The organism is Corynebacterium testudinoris (assembly GCF_001021045.1).
Classification (GTDB): Bacteria; Actinomycetota; Actinomycetes; order Mycobacteriales; family Mycobacteriaceae; genus Corynebacterium; species Corynebacterium testudinoris.
Genome location: NZ_CP011545.1, coordinates 213,748 through 234,336, shown reverse-complemented (window position 1 = coordinate 234,336; position 20,589 = coordinate 213,748). Strand labels below are relative to the sequence as shown.

General features: G+C 62.8%; 16 protein-coding genes. 9 read left to right on the top strand and 7 right to left on the bottom strand.

All coding sequences use genetic code 11. The features are described from left to right. Nucleotides 1-61: 61 nt before the first annotated feature. Entirely contained in the window at nt 62-1,975 is a 1,914-nt protein-coding gene (locus CTEST_RS01140; protein ID WP_047252177.1) for an FAD/NAD(P)-binding protein, read from the top strand. Here CTEST_RS01140 and CTEST_RS01135 read toward each other — a convergent pair. Further along, entirely contained in the window at nt 1,972-3,423 is a 1,452-nt protein-coding gene (locus CTEST_RS01135) for a hypothetical protein (protein ID WP_047252176.1), read from the bottom strand. The two genes, CTEST_RS01140 and CTEST_RS01135, sit on opposite strands and share 4 nt — an antisense overlap. 129 nt (nt 3,424-3,552) lie before the next feature. Between CTEST_RS01135 and CTEST_RS01130 the strand changes: the two genes are divergently transcribed. The 6 genes from CTEST_RS01130 to CTEST_RS01105 are packed head-to-tail and all read left to right on the top strand — an operon-like array spanning nt 3,553 to nt 9,424. Beyond that, nucleotides 3,553-6,492 (top strand): DUF4040 family protein, encoded by a 2,940-nt coding sequence (locus CTEST_RS01130; protein WP_047252175.1) that lies wholly within the window; start codon nt 3,553-3,555, stop codon nt 6,490-6,492. Further along, nucleotides 6,489-6,866, top strand: coding sequence for a cation:proton antiporter subunit C (locus CTEST_RS01125; RefSeq protein WP_047252174.1), 378 nt, complete (start codon nt 6,489-6,491; stop codon nt 6,864-6,866). Before CTEST_RS01130 ends, CTEST_RS01125 begins: the two co-directional genes overlap by 4 nt. Further along, nucleotides 6,866-8,398, top strand: coding sequence for a monovalent cation/H+ antiporter subunit D family protein (locus CTEST_RS01120; RefSeq protein WP_047252173.1), 1,533 nt, complete (start codon nt 6,866-6,868; stop codon nt 8,396-8,398). The genes CTEST_RS01125 and CTEST_RS01120 overlap by 1 nt, the downstream gene beginning before the upstream one ends. Continuing rightward, nucleotides 8,398-8,826, top strand: coding sequence for a monovalent cation/H+ antiporter subunit E (locus tag CTEST_RS01115; RefSeq protein WP_047252172.1), 429 nt, complete (start codon nt 8,398-8,400; stop codon nt 8,824-8,826). Before CTEST_RS01120 ends, CTEST_RS01115 begins: the two co-directional genes overlap by 1 nt. Further along, nucleotides 8,823-9,095: a cation:proton antiporter gene (locus CTEST_RS01110; protein WP_047252171.1), complete on the top strand. Its 273-nt coding sequence runs from the start codon at nt 8,823-8,825 to the stop codon at nt 9,093-9,095. Before CTEST_RS01115 ends, CTEST_RS01110 begins: the two co-directional genes overlap by 4 nt. Beyond that, nucleotides 9,095-9,424 (top strand): Na+/H+ antiporter subunit G, encoded by a 330-nt coding sequence (locus tag CTEST_RS01105; protein WP_047252170.1) that lies wholly within the window; start codon nt 9,095-9,097, stop codon nt 9,422-9,424. The genes CTEST_RS01110 and CTEST_RS01105 overlap by 1 nt, the downstream gene beginning before the upstream one ends. 62 nt (nt 9,425-9,486) lie before the next feature. Here the strand turns inward: CTEST_RS01105 and CTEST_RS01100 are convergent, their stop codons facing one another. Beyond that, nucleotides 9,487-11,043, bottom strand: a complete 1,557-nt coding sequence (locus CTEST_RS01100; RefSeq protein ID WP_047252169.1) for a catalase — start codon at nt 11,041-11,043, stop codon at nt 9,487-9,489. Nucleotides 11,044-11,206: 163 nt separating this feature from the next. Between CTEST_RS01100 and CTEST_RS01095 the strand changes: the two genes are divergently transcribed. Continuing rightward, nucleotides 11,207-11,773: an RNA polymerase sigma factor gene (locus CTEST_RS01095; protein WP_047254127.1), complete on the top strand. Its 567-nt coding sequence runs from the start codon at nt 11,207-11,209 to the stop codon at nt 11,771-11,773. Nucleotides 11,774-11,861: 88 nt separating this feature from the next. Beyond that, nucleotides 11,862-13,193 carry a YkvI family membrane protein gene (locus CTEST_RS01090; protein WP_047252168.1) on the top strand — a complete coding sequence of 444 codons (1,332 nt, stop codon included), beginning with the start codon at nt 11,862-11,864 and terminating at the stop codon, nt 13,191-13,193. Nucleotides 13,194-13,322: 129 nt separating this feature from the next. On the opposite strand, the gene CTEST_RS01085 is transcribed toward CTEST_RS01090, so the two are convergent. The 5 genes from CTEST_RS01085 to CTEST_RS01065 form a co-directional block, all read right to left on the bottom strand. Continuing rightward, a complete protein-coding gene (locus CTEST_RS01085) occupies nt 13,323-14,675 on the bottom strand; it encodes an HNH endonuclease signature motif containing protein (RefSeq protein ID WP_144413190.1) in 1,353 nt (450 codons plus the stop codon). Nucleotides 14,676-15,033: 358 nt separating this feature from the next. Beyond that, nucleotides 15,034-16,917 (bottom strand): YPDG domain-containing protein, encoded by a 1,884-nt coding sequence (locus tag CTEST_RS01080; RefSeq protein WP_047252166.1) that lies wholly within the window; start codon nt 16,915-16,917, stop codon nt 15,034-15,036. Nucleotides 16,918-17,069: 152 nt separating this feature from the next. Then, nucleotides 17,070-18,101 carry an aspartate-semialdehyde dehydrogenase gene (locus tag CTEST_RS01075; RefSeq protein ID WP_047252165.1) on the bottom strand — a complete coding sequence of 344 codons (1,032 nt, stop codon included), beginning with the start codon at nt 18,099-18,101 and terminating at the stop codon, nt 17,070-17,072. Between the two features lie 20 nt (nt 18,102-18,121). Further along, nucleotides 18,122-19,387, bottom strand: a complete 1,266-nt coding sequence (locus tag CTEST_RS01070) for an aspartate kinase (protein ID WP_047252164.1) — start codon at nt 19,385-19,387, stop codon at nt 18,122-18,124. 105 nt (nt 19,388-19,492) lie between these two features. After that, on the bottom strand, nt 19,493-20,587 hold the full coding sequence (locus tag CTEST_RS01065; RefSeq protein ID WP_047252163.1) for a membrane protein: 1,095 nt from the start codon (nt 20,585-20,587) through the stop codon (nt 19,493-19,495). Nucleotides 20,588-20,589: the final 2 nt, after the last annotated feature.

The following is a 20,589-nucleotide window of genomic DNA, read 5'->3' as shown; positions in this document are numbered from 1 at the left end:
TAGAATAGGTAGACCGAGTGGTACGTAACAGCCTTTACCCAGTTGAACGAGGAAAATAAACATGCCTGGACCCACAGCCGCCACCCCCCACCCCGCGACCATCGCTATCGTCGGTCTCGGCCCGCGCGGAGTGTCCCTCCTCGAGCGCATTGCCGCCGCCTCCCCCACCACTCCCCTCAACCTGGCCCTCATCGAACCGACCCAGGCCGGGGCCGGCGCGATCTGGCGCACCGACCAAACCCGCACGCTGTGCATGAATACCCTGGCCGATGCGGTGACCCTATTCACCGAGCCCGGCGCCACCGTCGGCCTGCCCGTGGTGGAAGGGCCAACCTTGTACGAGTGGATTCGCCTCATTCGCGGTGATCGCGACGGCGGCGGGGTGACCGTCGTGGATGGCAGCCCCGCCTCCCTGCCCGACGCCCCCATTCCCGATGCCCGAGCGAAGCTCTACGATTCCTTCCCGGCACCAGAATCCGTGGCCGCAGATTTCGCGGAAGAGATTGCCACGACCCGGCCCGAGTCCAATCCCTCGCGTGCCCTCTACGGGGCTTATCTGCGCTGGGCGTTCGAGCTCGCACTCTCGCGCCTGCCGGACCACGTCGAGGTACGCATCTATGAAGCGGCCCTCCGCACTGTCCACGACACCGGACACGGATCGGACCTCTTGGAGCTGGACAACGGTCAGCAGATCGACGCCCACGCCACGGTGCTCGCCACGGGCTGGACCCCGCCTGGCCCGAACGCGGAAGAGCAGCTCTTGGCCCAGCTGCCTGCTGGATTGCACTGGGTCGCACCGGCGAACCCGGTGGACCAGGATCTCTCCCACGTCCGGCCAGGTGAGGAGGCCATCGTCCGCGGTCTGGGCATGGGTTTCTTTGACGTCATGGCGATGCTGACCATCGATCGTGGCGGGCGTTTCCTCATCGATCCTGACGCGCGGTCGGGGCTGCGCTACGAACCATCTGGCCAGGAGCCTCACCTGGTGGCCACCTCGAGTCGCGGCTATCCCTTCTTCCCTAAGTCCGAGTATCACAGCCTCCCGCCAGCGCCGACTCTGCGCCGCCTCAAGCACGTCATCGCCCAGCTGAGTGATTCCACCGAATCCATCGACTTTGATCAGCAGGTGTGGCCCGCCATCTCCCGCGATGCCCACGAGGCCTACTACCGCACGCTCGACCGCACGGACCCCGGCTCGGTCACTGACTGGGCGGGTCTGCTCGCTGCCATCGACGCTGATCAGCCGGTGGATTCCTTCCTTCGTGATCCCCACGCGCAGTTCCGCCTGGGCGACTGGGAGGATCCGCTGGCGGGGGTCGAGGTCAGTTCCCGCGCGGACCTCACCGCGCTCATCGCCAACAAAATGGCCAGCGACCTGCGCGAAGCCGAGCTGGCCCGCGATTCCGCGATCAAGTCCGCACTCTGGGAGATCGGCGCCGCCCGGAAGCCCGCCTCCATCCTCGGCGCCGAGGGCCGCTATGTGGGCCGCGGGGCTGCCCGCCTGGCGGCGTTCGGTCAGATGGTTGGCTCGGGTCCTCCGGCGTTTCGCACCCGCGAGTTACTCACGCTTATCGACGCCGGGTTGGTCACCTTTGCGGGCCCCTCACCGCGCCTCGCCATCGGCGAGTCGTTCCGCCTCACCGCCCCCCTCCTCGATGAGGAGGTGACGTCGTCCACCCTCATCGATGCCTGGATGCACAGCCCGGATCTCCGTGCTGCGGAGGACCCACTGTTCCTCGGATTGAGGGATGCGGGCCGCGCCCGTAGCTTCGCCGGGGGTGCATCTCCCGAGGTGTCTGCGAGCAATGGTCGACTAGTGAACACAACGGGGGAGCTGGATCCGCGGGTTCACCTCGTCGGCATTCCCACGGGGTCACAGCTCCCGGATACGACCATCAGCCCGATGCCCGGCACCAATCCGCTCATGCTGCAGGAGACGGATAGAGTAGCCCGCTCGCTGTTGTCGCTGGTCTAGTTCTCCTCGTCTTCGACTCGAACAACCCCGGGTCGCATCCCCAGCGCTCCTAGCACCGCGGTACCGGCGAGCACTCCCAGCGAGAGCCAGAGTGCTTGCTGGGATCCGTCGTTGCCTAGCGAGGTGAGGCCGGAGGTAGCCCAGTTGACGGGGGTGAGGTTGGCCAGGATCTGCCACACGGTGGCTACCTCGGCGCTGGAGGCCGTCTTCCATACCCAGCCAACGAGGCCGATCTGCGCGAGGCCGAGCACGGCTGCGGTGATGGAGCCGGTGAGCGGGCCGAGCAGGCGGATCATGAGGTGGGTGAGCCCGGCGGAGGTGAGCACGCCGAGGGCGAGGATGACGGCAGCGAGAGCTCCGGCGGCGACGGTGAGGCCGGTCGACAGGATCGCCAACAGGATGACGCCGAGGGTGGTGAAGACGGCGGTGGCGGCGCCGAGGAGGATCCAGCGGTGGCGCGTGAAGCCCGCGACGGCGCCAGCGGCGGCCCCGCCAAGCAGCACGAGCGAGGCGATGAGCATGGCGTAGGTCGGGGTCAGTGCGCGGGTGGAACCCTCGGCGGAGGCGTCGCCCGTGGCCGGCGCAGCTTGCACCGCGGGCAGGGAACGCTGGATCGCACCAATCCGGTCCTGGGTCTGGCCAGCCATGTTATCGATCTTCACGGCACCTTCGCTCAGCGCATTAACGCCCTCGAGGGCGTCGTCCATGCCGCCTTGCGCCTGGGAGAGGCCGGCCGCAAGCTCCTGGGAGCCCTTCGTGGCGGAGTAGATGCCATCGTGGAAGGCGTAGCCGGGCACGCCGAGCTGGTTGGCAATCTCCCGGGAGCCGCTCTTGAGCTGGCTGAGCTGGTTCGAGGTGGTTTCATCCAGCTCGAAGACCTCGGCCTGGGAGCGCAGGGAGATCAGTTGATCGCGGGCGGCGATGACCTCGGGGTCGCGGCTGCCTTCCATCTTGGACAGCATCTGATCGATACCGGTGAGCAGTTGCCCGCGGAAAGCACCGAAACCGACGACCTGGTCCACGGCGATGCCCACCCCATCGGCGACCTGGATGGCGCCGGGGCCGAGCTGACCCAAGCCGGCCTGGAGCTCCACCATGCCTTGGGAGAGCTGTTGGGAACCGGTGACGGCCGCGCCGAATTGGTCTTCCACTCCGGCGGTACCTTCGCGCATCTTGCCCGTGCCTTCGACGAGTTCGCCGGTGCCTGCCACGAGGAAACCTGCCTGGCTGCCTGCTTCGCCGGCGGCTCGGCGGGCGTCGACAAGCTGGGAGGGATCGATGCCGGTGGGCGAACTTGCCACGGGAGCCCCGGCGGGCTCGGCATCGCTGCTCCAGGTCTTGGCGGGATCAAGCCCGGACAGTGCGGCAATCGCGGTGCCAATGATGAGGGGAAGCGCCACCAACAGGGCAACGAGCCAGGGGCGGACGCGGGAGACGGACAGGCGCATGTCTACAAAAGTAGTGGTCCTTGCCGGAGGAACCGTACAGGCGCACCGTCATAACCCCCTGGTAAAGTCATGTTGGTCAATCTGTGAATTCGGACAATCCCACCGATTAAAATTGAGCGTGATTCCCCCGTGACATTGATCCTTGTCATAGCGCTCGCGGCCCTGGCGGTCCTGTTGGCCCCAGTCGCGGTGCGCTTTTTAGACAGAAAGGCGGGGTGGCCGCTTGCCGCCCTGTTCATTGCCGGTGCCGTGGCCCTGGGCCGCGAATTGCCGCGCATCATTGATGGGGAGGTGCTGTATTTCTCCCATTCCTGGGTGCCCGACGTCGTGGCGCCGGGGATGGATGTCACCCTGTCCTTGCGCGGCGACGCTCTCGGTGTGTTTTTTGCCTTGTTGGCGTTGGTCATCGGCGCGGTTGTCTTTATTTATTCAGCCGCCTATCTGCCGAAGAAGCAGGGAAACACGAGTTTTTACACGCTCATGACGGCGTTTACGCTGTCGATTCTCATCCTGGTGCTGGCCGACGACGTCATTTTGTTGTTCCTGGCCTGGGAGCTCGTGTCGTTGGCGTCGTTCATGCTCATTGCCCGTTCGGGATCGGGCGGCGAGGCGGGCTCGGTCCGCACGTTGATCCTCACTTTCGTCGGCGGCCTGACGTTGCTGGTGGCCATGGCTATCGCGGCGACCCAGACGGGGACGACGCATCTGCACGGCATCCTCAGCAGCGATTTTTGGGCGGATAACCCCGGTGTCACCGCGGGTGTGGCCGTGTTGGTCGCGGTGTCTGCCTTCACCAAGTCGGCGCAGCTGCCCTTCCACTTCTGGCTGCCGGAGGCGATGGCGGCGGCCACGCCGGTGTCCGCGTTTCTGCATGCGGCGGCCGTGGTCAAGGCCGGTATTTACCTTCTGCTGCGCTTTTCCACGATCTTCCACGATGTCGCGGTGTGGAATTGGTTGCTCATCGTTGTCGGTATGACGACGGCGGTCGTGTCGGCGGCATTCGCGGTGCAAAAGACCGATTTGAAGCAGCTCACGGCCTATTCGACGGTGTCGCACCTCGGCTGGATTGTGGCCACGATCGGCGTCGGCACGCCCTTCGCCATCGCCGCCGCTGTCGTGCACACCCTCGCTCACGCGTTGTTCAAGTCGAGTTTGTTCATGCTCATCGGCGTCATCGATCACGAGGCTGGTTCGCGCGACATTCGCCGCCTGGGCAAGCTGTGGGACAAGATGCCGTTCACGTTCGGTTCGGTGGTCATTGGCGCGGCGTCGATGGCGGCGGTCCCGCCGCTGTTGGGGTTCGTGTCCAAGGAAGGCATGCTCACCGCGTTCCAGGATGCTCCGGCCTCGGGGCTGCTCCTCGCTGCGGCGGCGCTCGGCGCCGTCCTCACCTTCACGTATTCGGCGAAGATCGTCTTCGGCGCGTTCGTCGACGGGCCCCGCGACATGTCACACGTCCACGAGGCCCCAGTCGCCCTGTGGCTCCCCGCGGCCTTGCCGGGCCTCATGTCGTTGCCGTTGGTCTTCGTCCTGCCGCTTTTCGACGCCCCCGTTGACGCCATCGTCGGCGCCACCGGCGCCGACGTCCATTCCCACCTCGCCCTGTGGCACGGAATCAACACCCCGCTGCTCATCTCGGTGGGCGTGCTCATCGTTGGCACCGTGGGGATCATCGCCCGCAAGCGCATCTGGCCGGTATTTGAAGGCCGCGCCCTGTTCCCGCGCTCGGGCAACGAGTACCTCCGCGACATCGTCAAGGCCGCGACAGCGGCCGGGCGGGCGCTCGGGGCGATGGCGAATACGCACAACCCTTCCCGCCACCTCCTGCCGTTGGTGCTCAGCGTGATTGTGCTGGGAGGGGCGACCACATGGGCGTCGATAAGCACTGGTGGTGGCCTCGACGGTGTCGCATTGCTGCCACGCGCCGAAGGCCTGGACAACCCGTGGGACCTCATTCCGCTGGCGATCATCGCCCTGTCCGTGCTGGGCCTGATGATCACACGCAATCGCATTTCCGCGGCCGTACTACTCGGCACCGCGGGCGTGGGCATGAGCCTGCAGATGATGTTCCTCGGGGCGCCCGACGTCGCGCTGACGCAGCTGACGGTCGAGGCGCTGACGGTCATCGTCATCATGATGGTGCTGCGCTACCAGCCGGAGAAATTCCCGCCGGTGCGCTCTGGCACCAGGCAGATCGGGTCCATTGTCATCGCACTGCTCGCCGGGCTCACCGCCTTCCTCGGGGTGTACACGCTCATGGGCCGACGCGATCGTTCCGAGCTGGCCATGTGGTACCTCGAAGAGGCCCCGAAGATCACCGGCGGACAAAACGTCGTGGCCACAATCCTCGTGGAATTCCGTGCACTGGATACCCTCGGCGAGCTTTCCGTGCTGGGCATGGCGGCCGTGGTGATCGCCGCGGTAGTCCAATCGATGCCGCGCCACCCGTTCAAGGGCGGCACCCGACCGGCCCCGTTCGGACAATCGCAGCTCAACTCGATTCCCATGCGCAAGGTCATCGTGCTGGTCATTCCGATCCTCGCGGTGCTCTCGCTCCTGGTATTCATGCGTGGCCACCAGGACCCGGGCGGTGGCTTCGTCGCCGCGTTGATCATGGGCGCCGCGATCGGCCTGGCGTACCTGTCGAAGGGCCGCGACTCCATTGTCTTCCGCGAGTCCACCCCGATGTGGCTCACCGGCCTGGGCATCATCATCGCCCTCATCGCCGGCTTCATCGGCCTGTTCAAGGGCTCGTTCCTCTACGCCATCCACGGCTACGTCTTCGGCATTCACCAGTCAACGTCCCTCATCTTCGACCTGGGCATTTACCTCGCGGTGCTGGGCATGCTCACCATGGCGATCAACGCGCTCGGTGGTTACCTCCGGCCCGGCACGGAAACCGAGGACCTCGAGTGGGCCCGCAACGAGGACGGCCCCCTGCCCAAGACCGCCGAGATCAACGACGGTGAGGATACGGCCGAGGCCTTCCCCCAGCCGATCAACCCGGCGCAGGCACCACGCTCCGTGCTCGTGGATATCCCCAACGATGGAAAGGAGAACGACCGATGATCCTCGCCCTCACCATCGCTATCTTGGTCACCGGCGCCGTGTACCTCATTCAGCAACGCGGCATGGTGCGCATCGTCTTCGGCATGACCTTGTTCGGTCACGCCGCCAACCTCATGCTGCTCGCGGGAGGTGTCGGTGCCTGGCGCGGCGAGCCCTTCCCGGATCGCACGCCGCTTGCCGACGCCGCCGATCCCCTCCCCCAAGCCTTCGTCCTCACCGCCATCGTCATCGCCATGGCCACGACGACCATCCTGCTCATGCTCGCTGCCTTAGGCCGCGACGATGACACCGATGTTCCCGAGCCCGTCGATGACACCATCACCGACCCCATGGCTACCCTGGGTCGCGCCGCCGAGAAGGGGGTCCGTGGTTAATGCCTACCGTTGATTGGGTTCTCCCCCTCTTCGCCGCTGTCCCCCTATTCATGGCGGCCTTCGCCGTCATCCTCCCGTGGAAGCCCGTCCGCGACGCGATCGCCCTCATCATCCCGATCCTCGGAATCATCGCTGGTGGCTGGCTGTTTTATTACACCGCGACGTTTGGCACCATCGCGCACAATGTCGGCCTGTACGTGGGTGGCGTCGCCATCCCCTTCGTCGCCGATACGTTCTCCGCCATCATGATCGTCACCACGATGATCGTCGCCGCCACCGCCAACTGGTTCGCGGTGGTCAGCGGGGAGACGGTGTCCCGCTACTACGCCTCGCTGACGCTCATCCTCATCACGGGTGTCAATGGCGCGCTGCTCACCGGTGACCTCTTTAACTTCTTCGTCTTCATCGAGGTCATGCTCCTGCCGTCCTACGGCCTCATCGCCATGTCCGGCACGTGGTCGCGCCTGGCGGGCGGCCGCACGTTCGTGCTGGTCAACCTGGCAGCATCAACGTTGCTGCTCGTGGGCGTGGGCTTCGTCTACGGCGTCACCGGCTCGGTGAACATCGCCGCCCTGCAAGGAGCTGCGGCCGGTCATGGGCCGGCGACCGTCGCGATGGGCCTGGTTGTCATCGCCATCGCCGCCAAGGCAGGCGTGTTCCCCCTGCACACGTGGCTACCCCGGACCTACCCCGGTACGTCCGGCGCGGTCATGGGCTTGTTCTCCGGGCTGCACACCAAAGTCGCGGTGTACATGCTCTTCCGCATCTACGTCAACATCTTTGACCTGGATGAACGCTGGAATTGGCTCATCATCACCATCATGATCATCTCCATGCTCATCGGTGGCTTCGCCGGCCTCGGGGAGCACACTATCCGCCGGGTCCTGGCGTACCAGATGATCAACGGCATGCCGTTCATCCTGGTCATGCTGGCCTTCACGTCGGATGATCCGCAGCGCGCGCTCGCCGCCGGGCTGCTGTACACGCTGCACCACATGATCACGGTGGGCGCGCTCATCCTCAACTCGGGAGCCATCGAGGAAACTTACGCCACCGGCACGCTGTCCAAGCTGTCCGGTGTGGCGCGCCGCGATCCGCTCGTGGCAGCGGTGTTTGCCGCCGGAGCCTTCTCCATTGTTGGCTTCCCGCCGTTCTCCGGCATGTGGGGCAAGATCCTCATCGTCTTCGAGATCGCCCGCACCGGGGATTGGGTGGCCTGGCTCGTCATCACAGTCATCGTCGCCGCATCCATCGGCGCCCTGCTGAGCATGCTGCGCGTGTGGCGGCTGGTGTTCTGGGGCAAGCCCATGAAGAAGTACCCCGAGAACCTGCGCGTTCCGCTGTCGCTGCTCGCGCCGTCGGCACTGCTCATGGTGTGCTCGCTGGCAATGTTCATCTTCGCTGGACCGCTTATCGACGCCGTCCTGGTCTCCACCGCAGGCCTCCTCGACGTCGGCAGCTACGCCGAGGCAGTCCTCGGCGATAACCCCGTCGGAGTGCCCGATATGACGAACCTGCAGGGAGGCCGCTGATGCACGTTCCCATGTACATTCTTTGGTTGATCAAGGAGATCTTTGTCGCCGGCTACCAGGTCGCCTGGGCAGGTCTGCGGCCGGCAGCGGGCTATGATCCCGTCATTGTCCGCTACCCCCTGCGCGTGACCACGGACTGGCAGATCTTCTGGTTCTCCACGTCGATCACGGCCACGCCGTCGACCCTCTCGCTCGGTCTGCGCGAACCCGCCGAACCGGGCGCCCCCCGCATCCTGCTGGTCCAGGCCGCCTTCGGCTCCGATCCGACCGGGGTCATGGAAAGCCTCGCTGACATGGAGCAGCGGATGGCCCCCCACGTGACATCAATCGATCATGGCGTGCCCGGCCACGGCACCGCCACGACGCTTGATCCGCGCTTTTACCAATACCCCTCCGAACGCCGCGCCCCGAAGGAGAAGAAGCAATGAGCCCCTTCGAATGGATCCTCGCCGTCTGCATCGGGATCATGGTCCTCGCGCTGCTGTCGGGCCTCGTCCTCATCATCAAGACCTCGGACTTCCTCACCCGGGCCGTGCTCAGTGACCTGGTCTTCTACTCGATGATCTGCGTCTACCTCACCTGGACGCTCACCCACGCCACCTCCATCGCCTACGAGGTAGCCATCCTCGCAGCCATCGCCGGCGGCGTGCTCCCCACCCTGTCCATGGCACGCATCATCTCGAAGGGACGCCGCTAATGACTATCGCCGAGATCATCGTTTCCGTCCTCGTCATCAACGCCACCATCATGGTTGTTGCCACCGCTCTGGCCATGTGGCGCGCCCCCGACGCCCTCACCCGGGTCAATCTGCTGGGTCCCGTCGTCGGCGTTGGCGTGCCACTGCTGTTAGTGGCCAAGCTCATCATGGATTGGTCCACCCAGGGCTTCGACCCAAATAACTTCGTCCGCGCCATCATCGCCATCGCTGGCGTGTGGATCGTCGGCTCCGTCGGCTCCTATTACATGGGCCGCTCGATCTACGGCGTCACCGTCGTCGATCGTCTCCACCACGAAGCCTACAAATAGCGGACAACCCCCAGCACACCGTGAGGTGTGCTGGGGGTTGACCCCACGCAATCGTCGATAAGCTACTTCGTCTTAGAGAATTCAGCCTTAACGCGCTCACCGAGATCAGCATCAACCTGACCCCAGTACCAGTAGACGCGCTCCTCGACGGACGGAGACACACCAGCCATCGCACCGGCGATATTCTCGACGAGGCGCTGCTTCTCCTCATCGTTGTACACCTCGCGGTAGAGGATGCCGGCCTGCACGAAATCGCCGTCCTCCGGGTGCTGGACGTACGCCGCGCGGACCAGATCGGTGCCGTGCGCATCCGGGGTGATGTAGAGATCATTGGCCGCACCGTAAGTCTGGCCGGACGACGAATCCTCGCCGTTGTCCAGGTAGCCTGCACCCTTGTCGTAGCGGTTCGGGGTGTAGGAGGGCTCGGCGCCATCGTTGAAGATGTAGGCCATGCTGCCCTCACGGCTGTAGGTGTTGACCGGGTTGATCGGCTGGTTCACCGGGATGTCACGGAAGTTCGGCCCGATGCGGTAACGCTGCTGGTCAGAGTAGGCAAAGATACGAGCCTGAAGCATGCGGTCCGGGGAGAAACCAATGCCGGGAACCAAGTTCGACGGATCGAGAGCGATCTGCTCGATCTGCGCGTGGAAGTTACGCGGGTTGCGGTTGAGGGTGAAGTGGCCGACGTCGATGCGAGGGTAGTCCTTCTTCGACCACACCTTGGTCAGATCGAAGGGGTTGAAGCGGTAGTTGTCCGCCTCAGCGACCGGCATGATCTGAACCTTGACGTCCCAGGTCGGGAAGTCACCCTTCTCGATCGACTCGAAGAGATCCTGGCGGTGGTGGTCAGCGTTCTTGCCAGCCATCTCCTCCGCCTCAGCGGCGGTGAAGTTCTCCACGCCCTGACGGGAGATGAAGTGGTACTTCACCCAGAAAGCCTCGCCGGCCTCATTGACCCACTGGTAGGTGTGGGAGCCGTAGCCATTCATGTGGCGGGTGGTCTTCGGGGTACCGCGGTCACCCATGAGGTAGGTCACCTGGTGAGCGGACTCCGGGGTGCGGGTCCAGAAATCCCACTGCATGTCAGCGTCACGCAGGCCGGAGTCGTTGAGGCGCTTCTGCGAGTGAATGAAGTCGGCGAACTTAATGCCGTCACGCAGGAAGAAGGTAGGGGTGTTGTTGCCCACGATGTCGTAGTTGCCGTCCTGGGTATAAAACCGCAGCGCAAAACCGTGGACGTCGCGCCAGGTGTCCGGGGAGCCCTTCTCACCGGCGACGGTGGAGAAGCGAATGCCCATCGGGGTGACGGTACCGGGCTGGAAGAGCTTGGCCTTGGTGTACTGGGACACATCGTGGGTGATGTGCAGCTCACCGAAGGCGCCGTGGCCCTTAGCGTGGGGGATGCGCTCGGGCACGTTCTCGCGGTTGAAGTGCGCGAGCTTTTCAATGAGGTGAATGTCATTGAGGACGTTGGGGCCCTGCGGGCCGACGGTGACGGAAATGTTCTCCGATGCTACCGGCGCTCCGTTGTGGAGCGTGGTGTTGCCGGTGACGGACTCGCGAACGCCCCGGTCAATGATCTGGTCGGCGGCGGAACTGTCGTGGTGGTCGTGGGACATGTTTCCTCTTTCCTGACAGGGCCCTTGCGAGCCGTTTATTAACTCTTCTTATCGCTTGGAGCTGATTAATAGTTTACCCTCCCGACGCTTACCCCGCAAGGATGGATACCCTTATCCGGATCGGCCACAGACGTTTGCCCTGGTAACCTCAACACTCGTGACCATGCACTCCGCGCGCGACGACGCCCTCGTCACCGACCTCGCCCTCCGCGCAGGTCGCGGAGACAAGCAGGCCCTCACGGAGTTCATTCGCGCCACCCAAGACGACGTCTGGCGGCTACTCGCCCACCTCGGCGGACGCGATATCGCCGACGACCTCACCCAAGAGACCTACCTCCGCGTCATGAGCGCCCTCCCCCGCTTCGCCGCCCGCTCATCCGCACGCACCTGGCTGCTCTCCCTCGCCCGCCGCGTCTGGGTCGACAACATCCGCCACGACATGGCCCGCCCCCGCAAATCCGTCACCGAATACGAAGACGCCGCCGCCGGCACCATCGTCGACGGTGCCAACGCCTCCTCCTGGTCCGATTGGATCGACGCCCGCACGCTTATCGACGCCCTCCCTCCCGAACGCCGCGAAGCCCTCATCCTCACGCAGGTCCTCGGCTACACCTACGAAGAGGCCGCGAAAATCACCGGAGTGCGGATCGGCACCATCCGCTCCCGGGTCGCCCGCGCCCGCCAAGACCTCATCGAAGCAACCGCCAAAGGCTCCGAGAACAACACCTAACCCAGCTTCTTCTGATGTGACACTAGGGATGTGAACAGGTTAAATAAAGGGAAAAGCATTTCCCCTCTTCAGGAGTCCATTCCTCAAAATGTTCAAAAGAGCTTTGTTGATTTCCATGTCCTTCATCGGCCTCATCGTCGGTGCAGGTTTCGCCTCCGGACAAGAGGCCCTCCAATACTTCGTCGCCTTCGGCAACTGGGGCGTCGTCGGCGCAGTCCTCGCGTCCGCCCTCATGATCATCACCGGCGTCGCCGTTCTCCAGCTCGGCAGCTACTTCCAGGCCACCGACCACACCGCCGTCATCAGCCGAGTCTCCCGACCGATCACCGGCTGGATCCTCGACATCTCCACCATCGCCACCCTCTTCTGCATCGGCTTCGTCATGTTCGCCGGCGGCGGCTCCAACCTCAACCAACAGTTCGGCACCGCCCCCTGGATCGGCGCGACCATCATGCTGGCCCTCGTGCTAGTCACCGGCATGCTCGACGTGGATAAAGTCTCCGCCGTCATCGGCGCGATCACGCCCTTCATCATCTTCTTCATCGTGCTCGCCACCGTCTGGACCCTCATCACCACCTCCCCCGACTGGGACGCCCTCAACAGCGCCTCCGCCTCCGTCGTCACCACCCTGCCGAACTGGTGGCTCGCCGCCCTCAACTACGTCGGCCTGTCCATCATGACCGCCGTCTCCATGGCCATCGTCATCGGCGGCACCCACCTGGACACCCGCGCCGCTGGCCTCGGCGGACTCATCGCCGGCCTCTTCTTCCTCCTCATGCTCATGCTGCTGGTCCTCGCCCTCTACGTCAGCGTCGACTCCGTCGGCGGCGAGGACATGCCCGTTCTGGCGCTGATCAACCAAATCCACCCCATCTTCGGCCTCCTCATGACCTTCGTGGTCTTCGGCATGATCTTCAACACCGCTATCGGCATGTTCTACGCCCTGGGCAAGCGCCTCACCCGCGGCAACCCCTCCCGTTTCCGTCCGGTCTTCATCGCCGCCTGCCTCATCGGCTACGGCCTGAGCTTCTTCGGGTTCCGAGACCTCGTTTCCTACGTCTACCCCGTCCTCGGATACCTGGGCATCCTCATGATCGCCGTCCTCTCTTACGCCTGGTTCCGCGGCCGCAACAAGGTAAGCGCCGAAGGAGAACGACGCCTCCGTGCCCGCCAGCTCCTGGCCCGCAAGCTCGATCCGCGCAAGCGCTACACCAAGAAGAACCAAGCCGAACTGCGCAGGCTCGCCCGCGAGTCCAACGTGCCTGACAAGAAGTTCAAAGAGTCGCTCACCGAGGACATCACCTCCGAGCTCGAATCCGACCCCTCGCTGGACTACGACCCCACCGATCCCCCGTCCAGCGTTGTCTACGTTGAGCACACCAAACCCACCGTTGTGGAGGAGATCCCGGAGAAGAAGTAGCTTCTTGCCTTCCCCTGCCCGGTCGCCTAACGGTGGCCGGGCATCAGATTTAGTCTTGGCTTTGCCGCTTCGAACGGGAGGGAAGCGAGTGCCACCGAAAACGTGCAGCGCTAGTAGCCGCCTCGGCGGTCACCTATCAAAGGGGCGTCCCCATTCAGAGCAATTAGAACGCTCGCTAGGTGGTGGTGGTTTCTCCGGTTCGCCTTGCTCTCTCCTCTGAGCCTGAGACTCCGAGCGAATTCTCGCCCTGCGTTTGCTGATGCGTTGGGATACCGTCTGCATCCACCGCCGCTCGCTAGGAGCTAGCGGGCCATCACCTTCAGACTCCGCCCACGACCCATCATCAAAGAGGAAGTACTTCCGCCTCGTCACCGGATCCAACACATAAGTCACCCGCCGGTCAGTTTTCATCGCATGATGCCTCACACACAACGGCGCAAGGTTTGCTGCCGTCGTGGGCCCACCATCAGCATGATTCACCCGATGATCCATCTGCGCCCGATGAGCCGGAGTATCACACCCACCCACCGCACACGACCCATCCAGACCAACCACCAAGGAACGAATATCAGCCGGGGTCGCATACGCAGACGAAACCTTTTGGGCGATCGCATCAAGATCAATCTCCGCATCCACCCGGTTCAGCAGATCCTCAGTCTGCTTAAGCGTCAGATACCCCACCCCAGACACCCACCCCGGCGCCGTCGGGATATCCGACGCCCGATACAGGTTAAGGGTGACATTCGTTGCCCCCTCCCCCCTAATCAACGCTACGAGTGCCTCCGCCTGGCTAACCCCATGAATAATCGCATACCTGCGGACCCGGAGGTCTATCTCTTGGGCGGTGATCCCATCAAGATCAGCATGCAACAGACCCCGGCCATCCTGGAAGGCTATTGAGACACTATCAACCGGTGGTGGTGCGGGATCCTCAGCAGAGATCGAATCATCAAGCATCGTGATGATCGCGTTCAGACGGTTTTTGATCTTGCCTGCCGTCGGCAAGATCTGATTCGCCCGGGTGGGAGTCAAAAACTCTGCTAGTTCAGTATCAATGAGATCGAGGTGCTCTAAGACAGTCGTGTCTGCTTTGCACAGGACACTATCAATGACCTTCAGCCGTGGGAGGTCAAGATGGAAGTGCTGCTCTTGGACTGCCTTTAACTGTGGCAGTTCGTTGAGGCGATGGTGGGCACTGATCGCAGACATCAGGAACTGATCCCCACGCCCCAACGAACGCCGCAACCGAGCAAGCACCATGTCGATGTCCTCATCATCACCGGGGAGGACTGATTGCCAGAGTTCGTGGTCTTCTTGGCGCATCTGTGTTCCCCGACGAGCAACAGGATCATCAGGTGAACTAACAGCGTAGTAGTGCTGGGGGCGGGCAAGTATCTCTTTAAGGTGCGCCTCCACCAGTGACATGCTGGTGTCGAGAGAAAGCGCTCGTGGCTTTCCTGAGTAGACAATCTCAATACTCACGTGCGTTCACCCCCCTACCCTTCGCTTGCGTGTTCTAACCCCAATGCTAGAACACGTAAGCGATCCACGCAAGGGGTGGAGGCAACTTTTTAGGAAGTTTTTCCACCACGCGATACTTGCCCGTGAGCAACTAGAGTGCCACGTTCATGCCGTTCAGGGCGTCGTGGTGTGCGCAGCTGCGCACACCGCCTATATGGAAGTAGGGCGTCCGTCTAGCTCGCACGTTCTACACACCGCGCCACCCGATGAGTAGGTGGCCGGACACGACGGAGACGTAGATGGCATAGGACTGATCGGTGATGAGAACAGCATGATGCCCGGCCCCCGAAAGGGAACCGGGCACCTGGCTACTTAGCTGCTATTCGGAGGAACCCGAGGACAGCGACGACATCGACGACGTCCCATCCTCACCAACACAGCTGTTGTAAAGGTAAGCCGCAGCCAACAAACCAAGAGCAACCATCGCAGCACCATTAATGATCGTGCGGTTATCCGCCGTAAAGCGAGCGATCTCAGAGTTGATCTGGTTGATGTACTGAGCCTGAGCCGGATCAAAGATACCGAACTGCTGCTGCAGCTGAGAGTTAGCGTTACGCAACTGAGCCTGCAGATCAGCATTAAGCTGATCCAAGCCCGGAATATTAAGCTGACCTGCCATACCCACCGGGACCAACAGCAAAAGCGGCAAACCAACAGTCAAACCAGCAGCAACACACGTACCCGCACCCGGAACAACTGCACCATCATCATCCTTAACAGTGACCGTGACAGTAGTTTCCTTCACAGTGCCATCCGGCAGAGTAGCGGTGACCTTGACCTCTGCGGAGTCACCATCCTTGGCGGTGGCGGGCGGGGTAACCGTCAGATTGCCATCGGGATCAACATCAGCGGTCCAACCAGCGGGAAGATCATCCTCATCAACGTCGTAGGTCGTGCCCTCAGGCAGATCAAAACCAGGCACCTTCGACGGATCAACCGGGACACCAGGCTTGGTGTCTGCGTCGGTGTAACCAAAGACAACGTCAGCATCTTCACCGGTGACCGTCACCGTGACGGTCGTGGTCTGAGTCGAACCATCCGGCAACGTAGCCGTCACCGTCACCTCAGCAGAGTCGCCGCGCTTCGCATCAGCCGGAGGAGTAACAGTCAGCGTGCCGTTCTCATCAACCGAAGCCTTCCAGCCACCAAGAGCATCCTCATTGGTCTCGAAAGTCGTCCCGTTCGGGAAATCAAAGTCTCCGGTCTTAGCCGGATTTACCGGCTCACCGGCCTTCGTCTCAGCATCGTTGTAGCCGAACACATACGGAGCATCGCTAACAACCTTCACCGTGACGGTCGTGGTCTGGGTGATGCCGTTGGGGATCTTGACGGTAACAGTTACGTCTGCGGAGTCACCGCGCTTAGCGTCTGCCGGAGGAGTAACAGTCAACGTGCCAGTAGCATCATCGACCGAAGCCTTCCAACCAGTGGGGAGAGCATCCTCGTCGACGGTGTAGTCAGATCCTGCAGGAACGTTGAATCCATCGACCTTGGCTGGATCGACAGGCTCACCGGCCTTAGTCGTAGCGTCCTCGTAATCGAAGGTTGCAGCACAGTCCTCGGTGGAACCCGGTGCAAGGTCACCGGTTAGTTGAGCGTTCACCATAAAGGCATTGCTCCAGGTGCCATCAGCAGCAGGCTTAGTAAACTCCATTAACTGAGCGAGAGAGAAGCCTGGGCTCATGGATTGCCCCGTGGAAAAGAAGCTTCCGGGATCGAGGGTGCCAAGATCATAAGTGACGACGTTTCCAGCGATGGTGCCCGTTGGATCGATCGGCTTGTTGAAGAGCGGCTCTGCGGGGCGCCCCCAGAGTCGACCAACCGAGTTAGTGCCCCTCCAAGTTTGGCCCTCTACTTCTTGGAGGTTGATGACCAGTTTTGCATTGTTGATTTGCTTGGAGGTAGCGACGGCGACGCGTGCGTTATTCCCCCAGTGCTGGACCTGGAGGAGCTTCTTGAAGCTGTCCGAGTCATAGACGTTCTCGGAGAAACCCATGTTGGTCCAGTCTGCAGGACCGAAGCGCGGGTCGTAGATCGCTTCAGCGTTCCAGTCGACAGAACAAGCGACGGTACGGTCGCCATCGCGGTGCTCAACCTCGGGACGGACATCCTGGGCCTGCGCGACCGGGGTCAGGACGGAAGAAATGCCGATTGCCATCGCCGCGACGAGCGCAGTAATGGACTTTCTTGAAGTGGTAAACATAAGCCTCGCAGGCTCCCTGCTCTGTGTGAAGACTTGGACATATACATTTAACGCTTTTTCCACATAACGCACAACATATACACAACGTCAGGGGGTAGATCACAGAAAACCCGCCACAGCTAGGCTGTGGCGGGCAGAAGGCTGGGAGTTATCTAGACCAGTAGCTCCGCGATCTGGATGGTGTTCAGGGCAGCACCCTTACGCAAGTTGTCACCCGAGACAACGAGAACGAGTCCCTTGTTGTCGTCGATGGACTGGTCTTGGCGGATGCGTCCGACGAGGGACACGTCCTTGCCGGCGGCCTCGAGGGGGGTGGGGACGTCGACGACGTCGACACCGGGGGCGTCATTAAGCAAGGCAGTTGCTTCATCGACCGTGATGGGGCGGTCGAACTCGGCGTGGATGGTGAGGGTGTGACCGGTGAAGACGGGTACACGGACGCAGGTGCCGGCGACGCGCAGCTCGGGGATGCCGAGGATCTTGCGGGACTCGTTGCGCAGCTTCTGCTCCTCATCGGTCTCGAAGGAGCCATCGTCGACGAGGTTGCCGGCCAGCGGCAAAGCATTGAAGGCGATGGGGGCGACGTAAGGGCCCAAATCCTCGGTCACGAGGGCGGAACCGTCGTGGACCAGCTTGACGTTCTGGTCGCCGATCTCGGCGGTCTGCTTGGCCAGCGCTTCAACACCGGCGAGGCCGGAGCCGGAAACCGCCTGGTAGGAGGAGACGTGGAGGCGGTTGAGACCGGCGGCGTCGTGAAGCGGCTTGAGCACCGGCATCGCAGCCATGGTGGTGCAGTTCGGGTTGGCGATGATGCCCTTCGGCAGGTTCTTCGCCTCGCCGCCGTTGACCTCGGAGACGATGAGCGGGACATCCGGGTCCTTCCGCCAGGCGGAAGAATTATCGACGACCGTGGCTCCCGCAGCAGCGAAGACCGGCGCCCACTGCGTGGAGGTGGAACCACCGGCGGAAAACAGGGCGATGTCGACGTCCGCGACGGACTCTTCGGTGATGAGGGTGAGGTCTTCGACCTCAATCTCCTCGCCGCGGAAGTCAATGGTGGTGCCAGCGGAGCGCGGGGAGGCGAACATGCGGACCTTGTCGGCCGGGAAGTTGCGCTCCTCGAGGATCGACCGCATGACGCGGCCGACCTGGCCCGTAGCACCGACGACGGCGATGGTGGTCATGATGGAACTCCTTAAATTGTTTATCGGCCCGTGCCGGCGTATACCGTGGCGGTCGTGTCGCCGCCGAGCTCGAAACGCTCGTGCAGAGCGCGAGCAGCAACGTTGATATCGGCTTCGCGGATGAGGACGGAGATGCGGATCTCCGAGGTGGAGATCAGTTCGATGTTGACCCCCGCATCGCGGAGGGCTTCGGTGAAGTCGGCGGTGACGCCGGGATGGGACTTCATGCCGGCACCGACGAGGGAGACCTTGCCCACCTGGTCGTCGTAAAGCACGTTTGTCCAGCCCTTATCCACCTGGAGCTTCTTCAACTTTTCCATGGCGCGGGGGCCGTCAGCGCGCGGGCAGGTGAAGGTAATGTCGGTCCGGCCATCCTCCAGGGAGGAGACGTTTTGCAACACCATGTCGATGTTGATCTCAGCGTCCGCGACGGCGCGGAACACCGTCGCGGCCTCGCCCGGCTTGTCGGGGATACCGAGGATGGTGACCTTCGCCTCAGAGTTGTCGGTAGCTACACCAGTCAGCACTGCTTCTTCCACGGGAATATCCTCCATCGAACCGGCGATCAGGGTGCCGGGATCATTGCTATAAGACGAGCGAACTCGCATGGGAACGTTGAACGCGCGGGCGTATTCGACGCTGCGCAGGACCAGGATCTTCGAGCCGACAGCCGCCAGCTCAAGCATCTCCTCGAAAGAGAGCTTGTCCAACTTCTGAGCATTGGGAACGATGCGCGGATCAGCGGTGTAGACGCCATCGACATCGGAATAGATCTCGCAGACATCCGCGTTGAGAGCAGCCGCCAAGGCCACCGCCGTGGTGTCAGAACCTCCACGACCGAGGGTGGTGACATCGCGCGTGTCCTTATTCACGCCCTGGAAACCCGCAACGATGCAAATCGCACCCGCATCAAGGGCCTCCTGCACTCGCTTCGGCGTGACATCCACAATGCGGGCGTTACCGTGGCGCTCCGTGGTGAGCACACCCGCCTGCGAACCCGTAAAGGACTGCGCCTTCGCCCCGAAAGACTCAATGGCCATGGCCACCAGAGCGTTGGAAATCCGCTCACCAGCGGTAAGCAGCATGTCCATCTCACGAGCCGGTGGCACCGGATTGACCTGCTCAGCCAGATCCAGCAGTTCATCGGTGGTGTCGCCCATCGCGGAGCAGACAACGACGACATCGTTGCCAGCCTTCTTGGTGGCCACAATTCGCTCCGCTACTGCGCGAATGCGCTCCGCCGTCTCCAGCGAAGAGCCACCATATTTCTGAACGATCAGAGCCACCGGTGGGCCACCTTTCGTCTCGGGGATCGAAGTTCGTGGTTCATCGTACCTTCCGCCACTTCTCATAGGGCATTAAGTTGCACGGTCCAGAAAACTACCTTCGACCTAAATCGCCCAGGCAAAGACCACAAGCATGTATGCCGAAAACCAGGCTCCCCACACCATCCACGCCGCCGCGGCCCCGGGCAGCCACCGCGGGGGAATGCGCACTACCCAGGGAAGAAGGACAAGAACTGCCGGGAGGAGGAGACGGGGGCGGGAGTGCATGATGCCATCCGAGAGCACGACGGTGGCCATGAGCGCCGCGGAGAAGAGCCACACTTCCAGCGGTAGCCGCCGCCAAGAAAGTGCGAGGAAGACCACAGCGGCGATGATGACGGCGGCGCTGAGGAGATAGCCCCCGTCCGTCGAGCTGGTGAGGACTTCATACACCCACTTAACCGTGGCCACTCCCCCATCAAACGACGAGTTCCAACCATCCTGCTGGATGCCGAAATAGCCCCCAGACTCCCTCGTGTGCGAACTTGCCCACACGAGGTAGCCGACGAAGGACCACGGGCTCAGCAGGAGGGCGATCCAGGCCCTTTTATCGCCTCGCGCCTTGAGGAGCACCACCACAAGGAAGACGCCCACGAGCGCGACCGCGGTGAGGCGAGTGAACCCGCAAAGAAAAATGAGCGAGGAAGCCAGCCACCAGCGACGATCCAGGAGGGCCACCAACGCCCAGAAGGCGAGCGCCCCGAAGAGGGCCTCGGTATACGGCATGGTGAAAGTGGTCGACATCGGGGCGCTGGACGCCAGGACGCCCGCCCCGAGTTGATGCGCCCAACTCGCCCCCATGCGTTGTGCAATGGCCATGGCGCCTGCCGTGAGGGCAATGCCGGCCACTGTGTTGAGCAGCAGGGCGAGGAAGAACAGCTCCCAGCCGGTAGCCAGGTGCAGCGCCCGGAGGAGCAGGGGGAACCCGGGGAAGAACGCCAGGGTCCGCTCATGCACCGGGACGTCGGTAGCGATGGCGGCGTCGAAATAGCCGTCTTGGGCGATGGCCAGGTAGTACTTGGCATCCCAGGAGGTCAGCAGGGCACCGAGTTGTTGATCGTTGGCGTGGCCGACCAGGCCCAGCACAACGAGGCGCAGCGCCGAGCCCACCAGGAAGATGAGCGCGGCGCTGCCGATGAAACTCGGGCGTACTTTAGGCACTG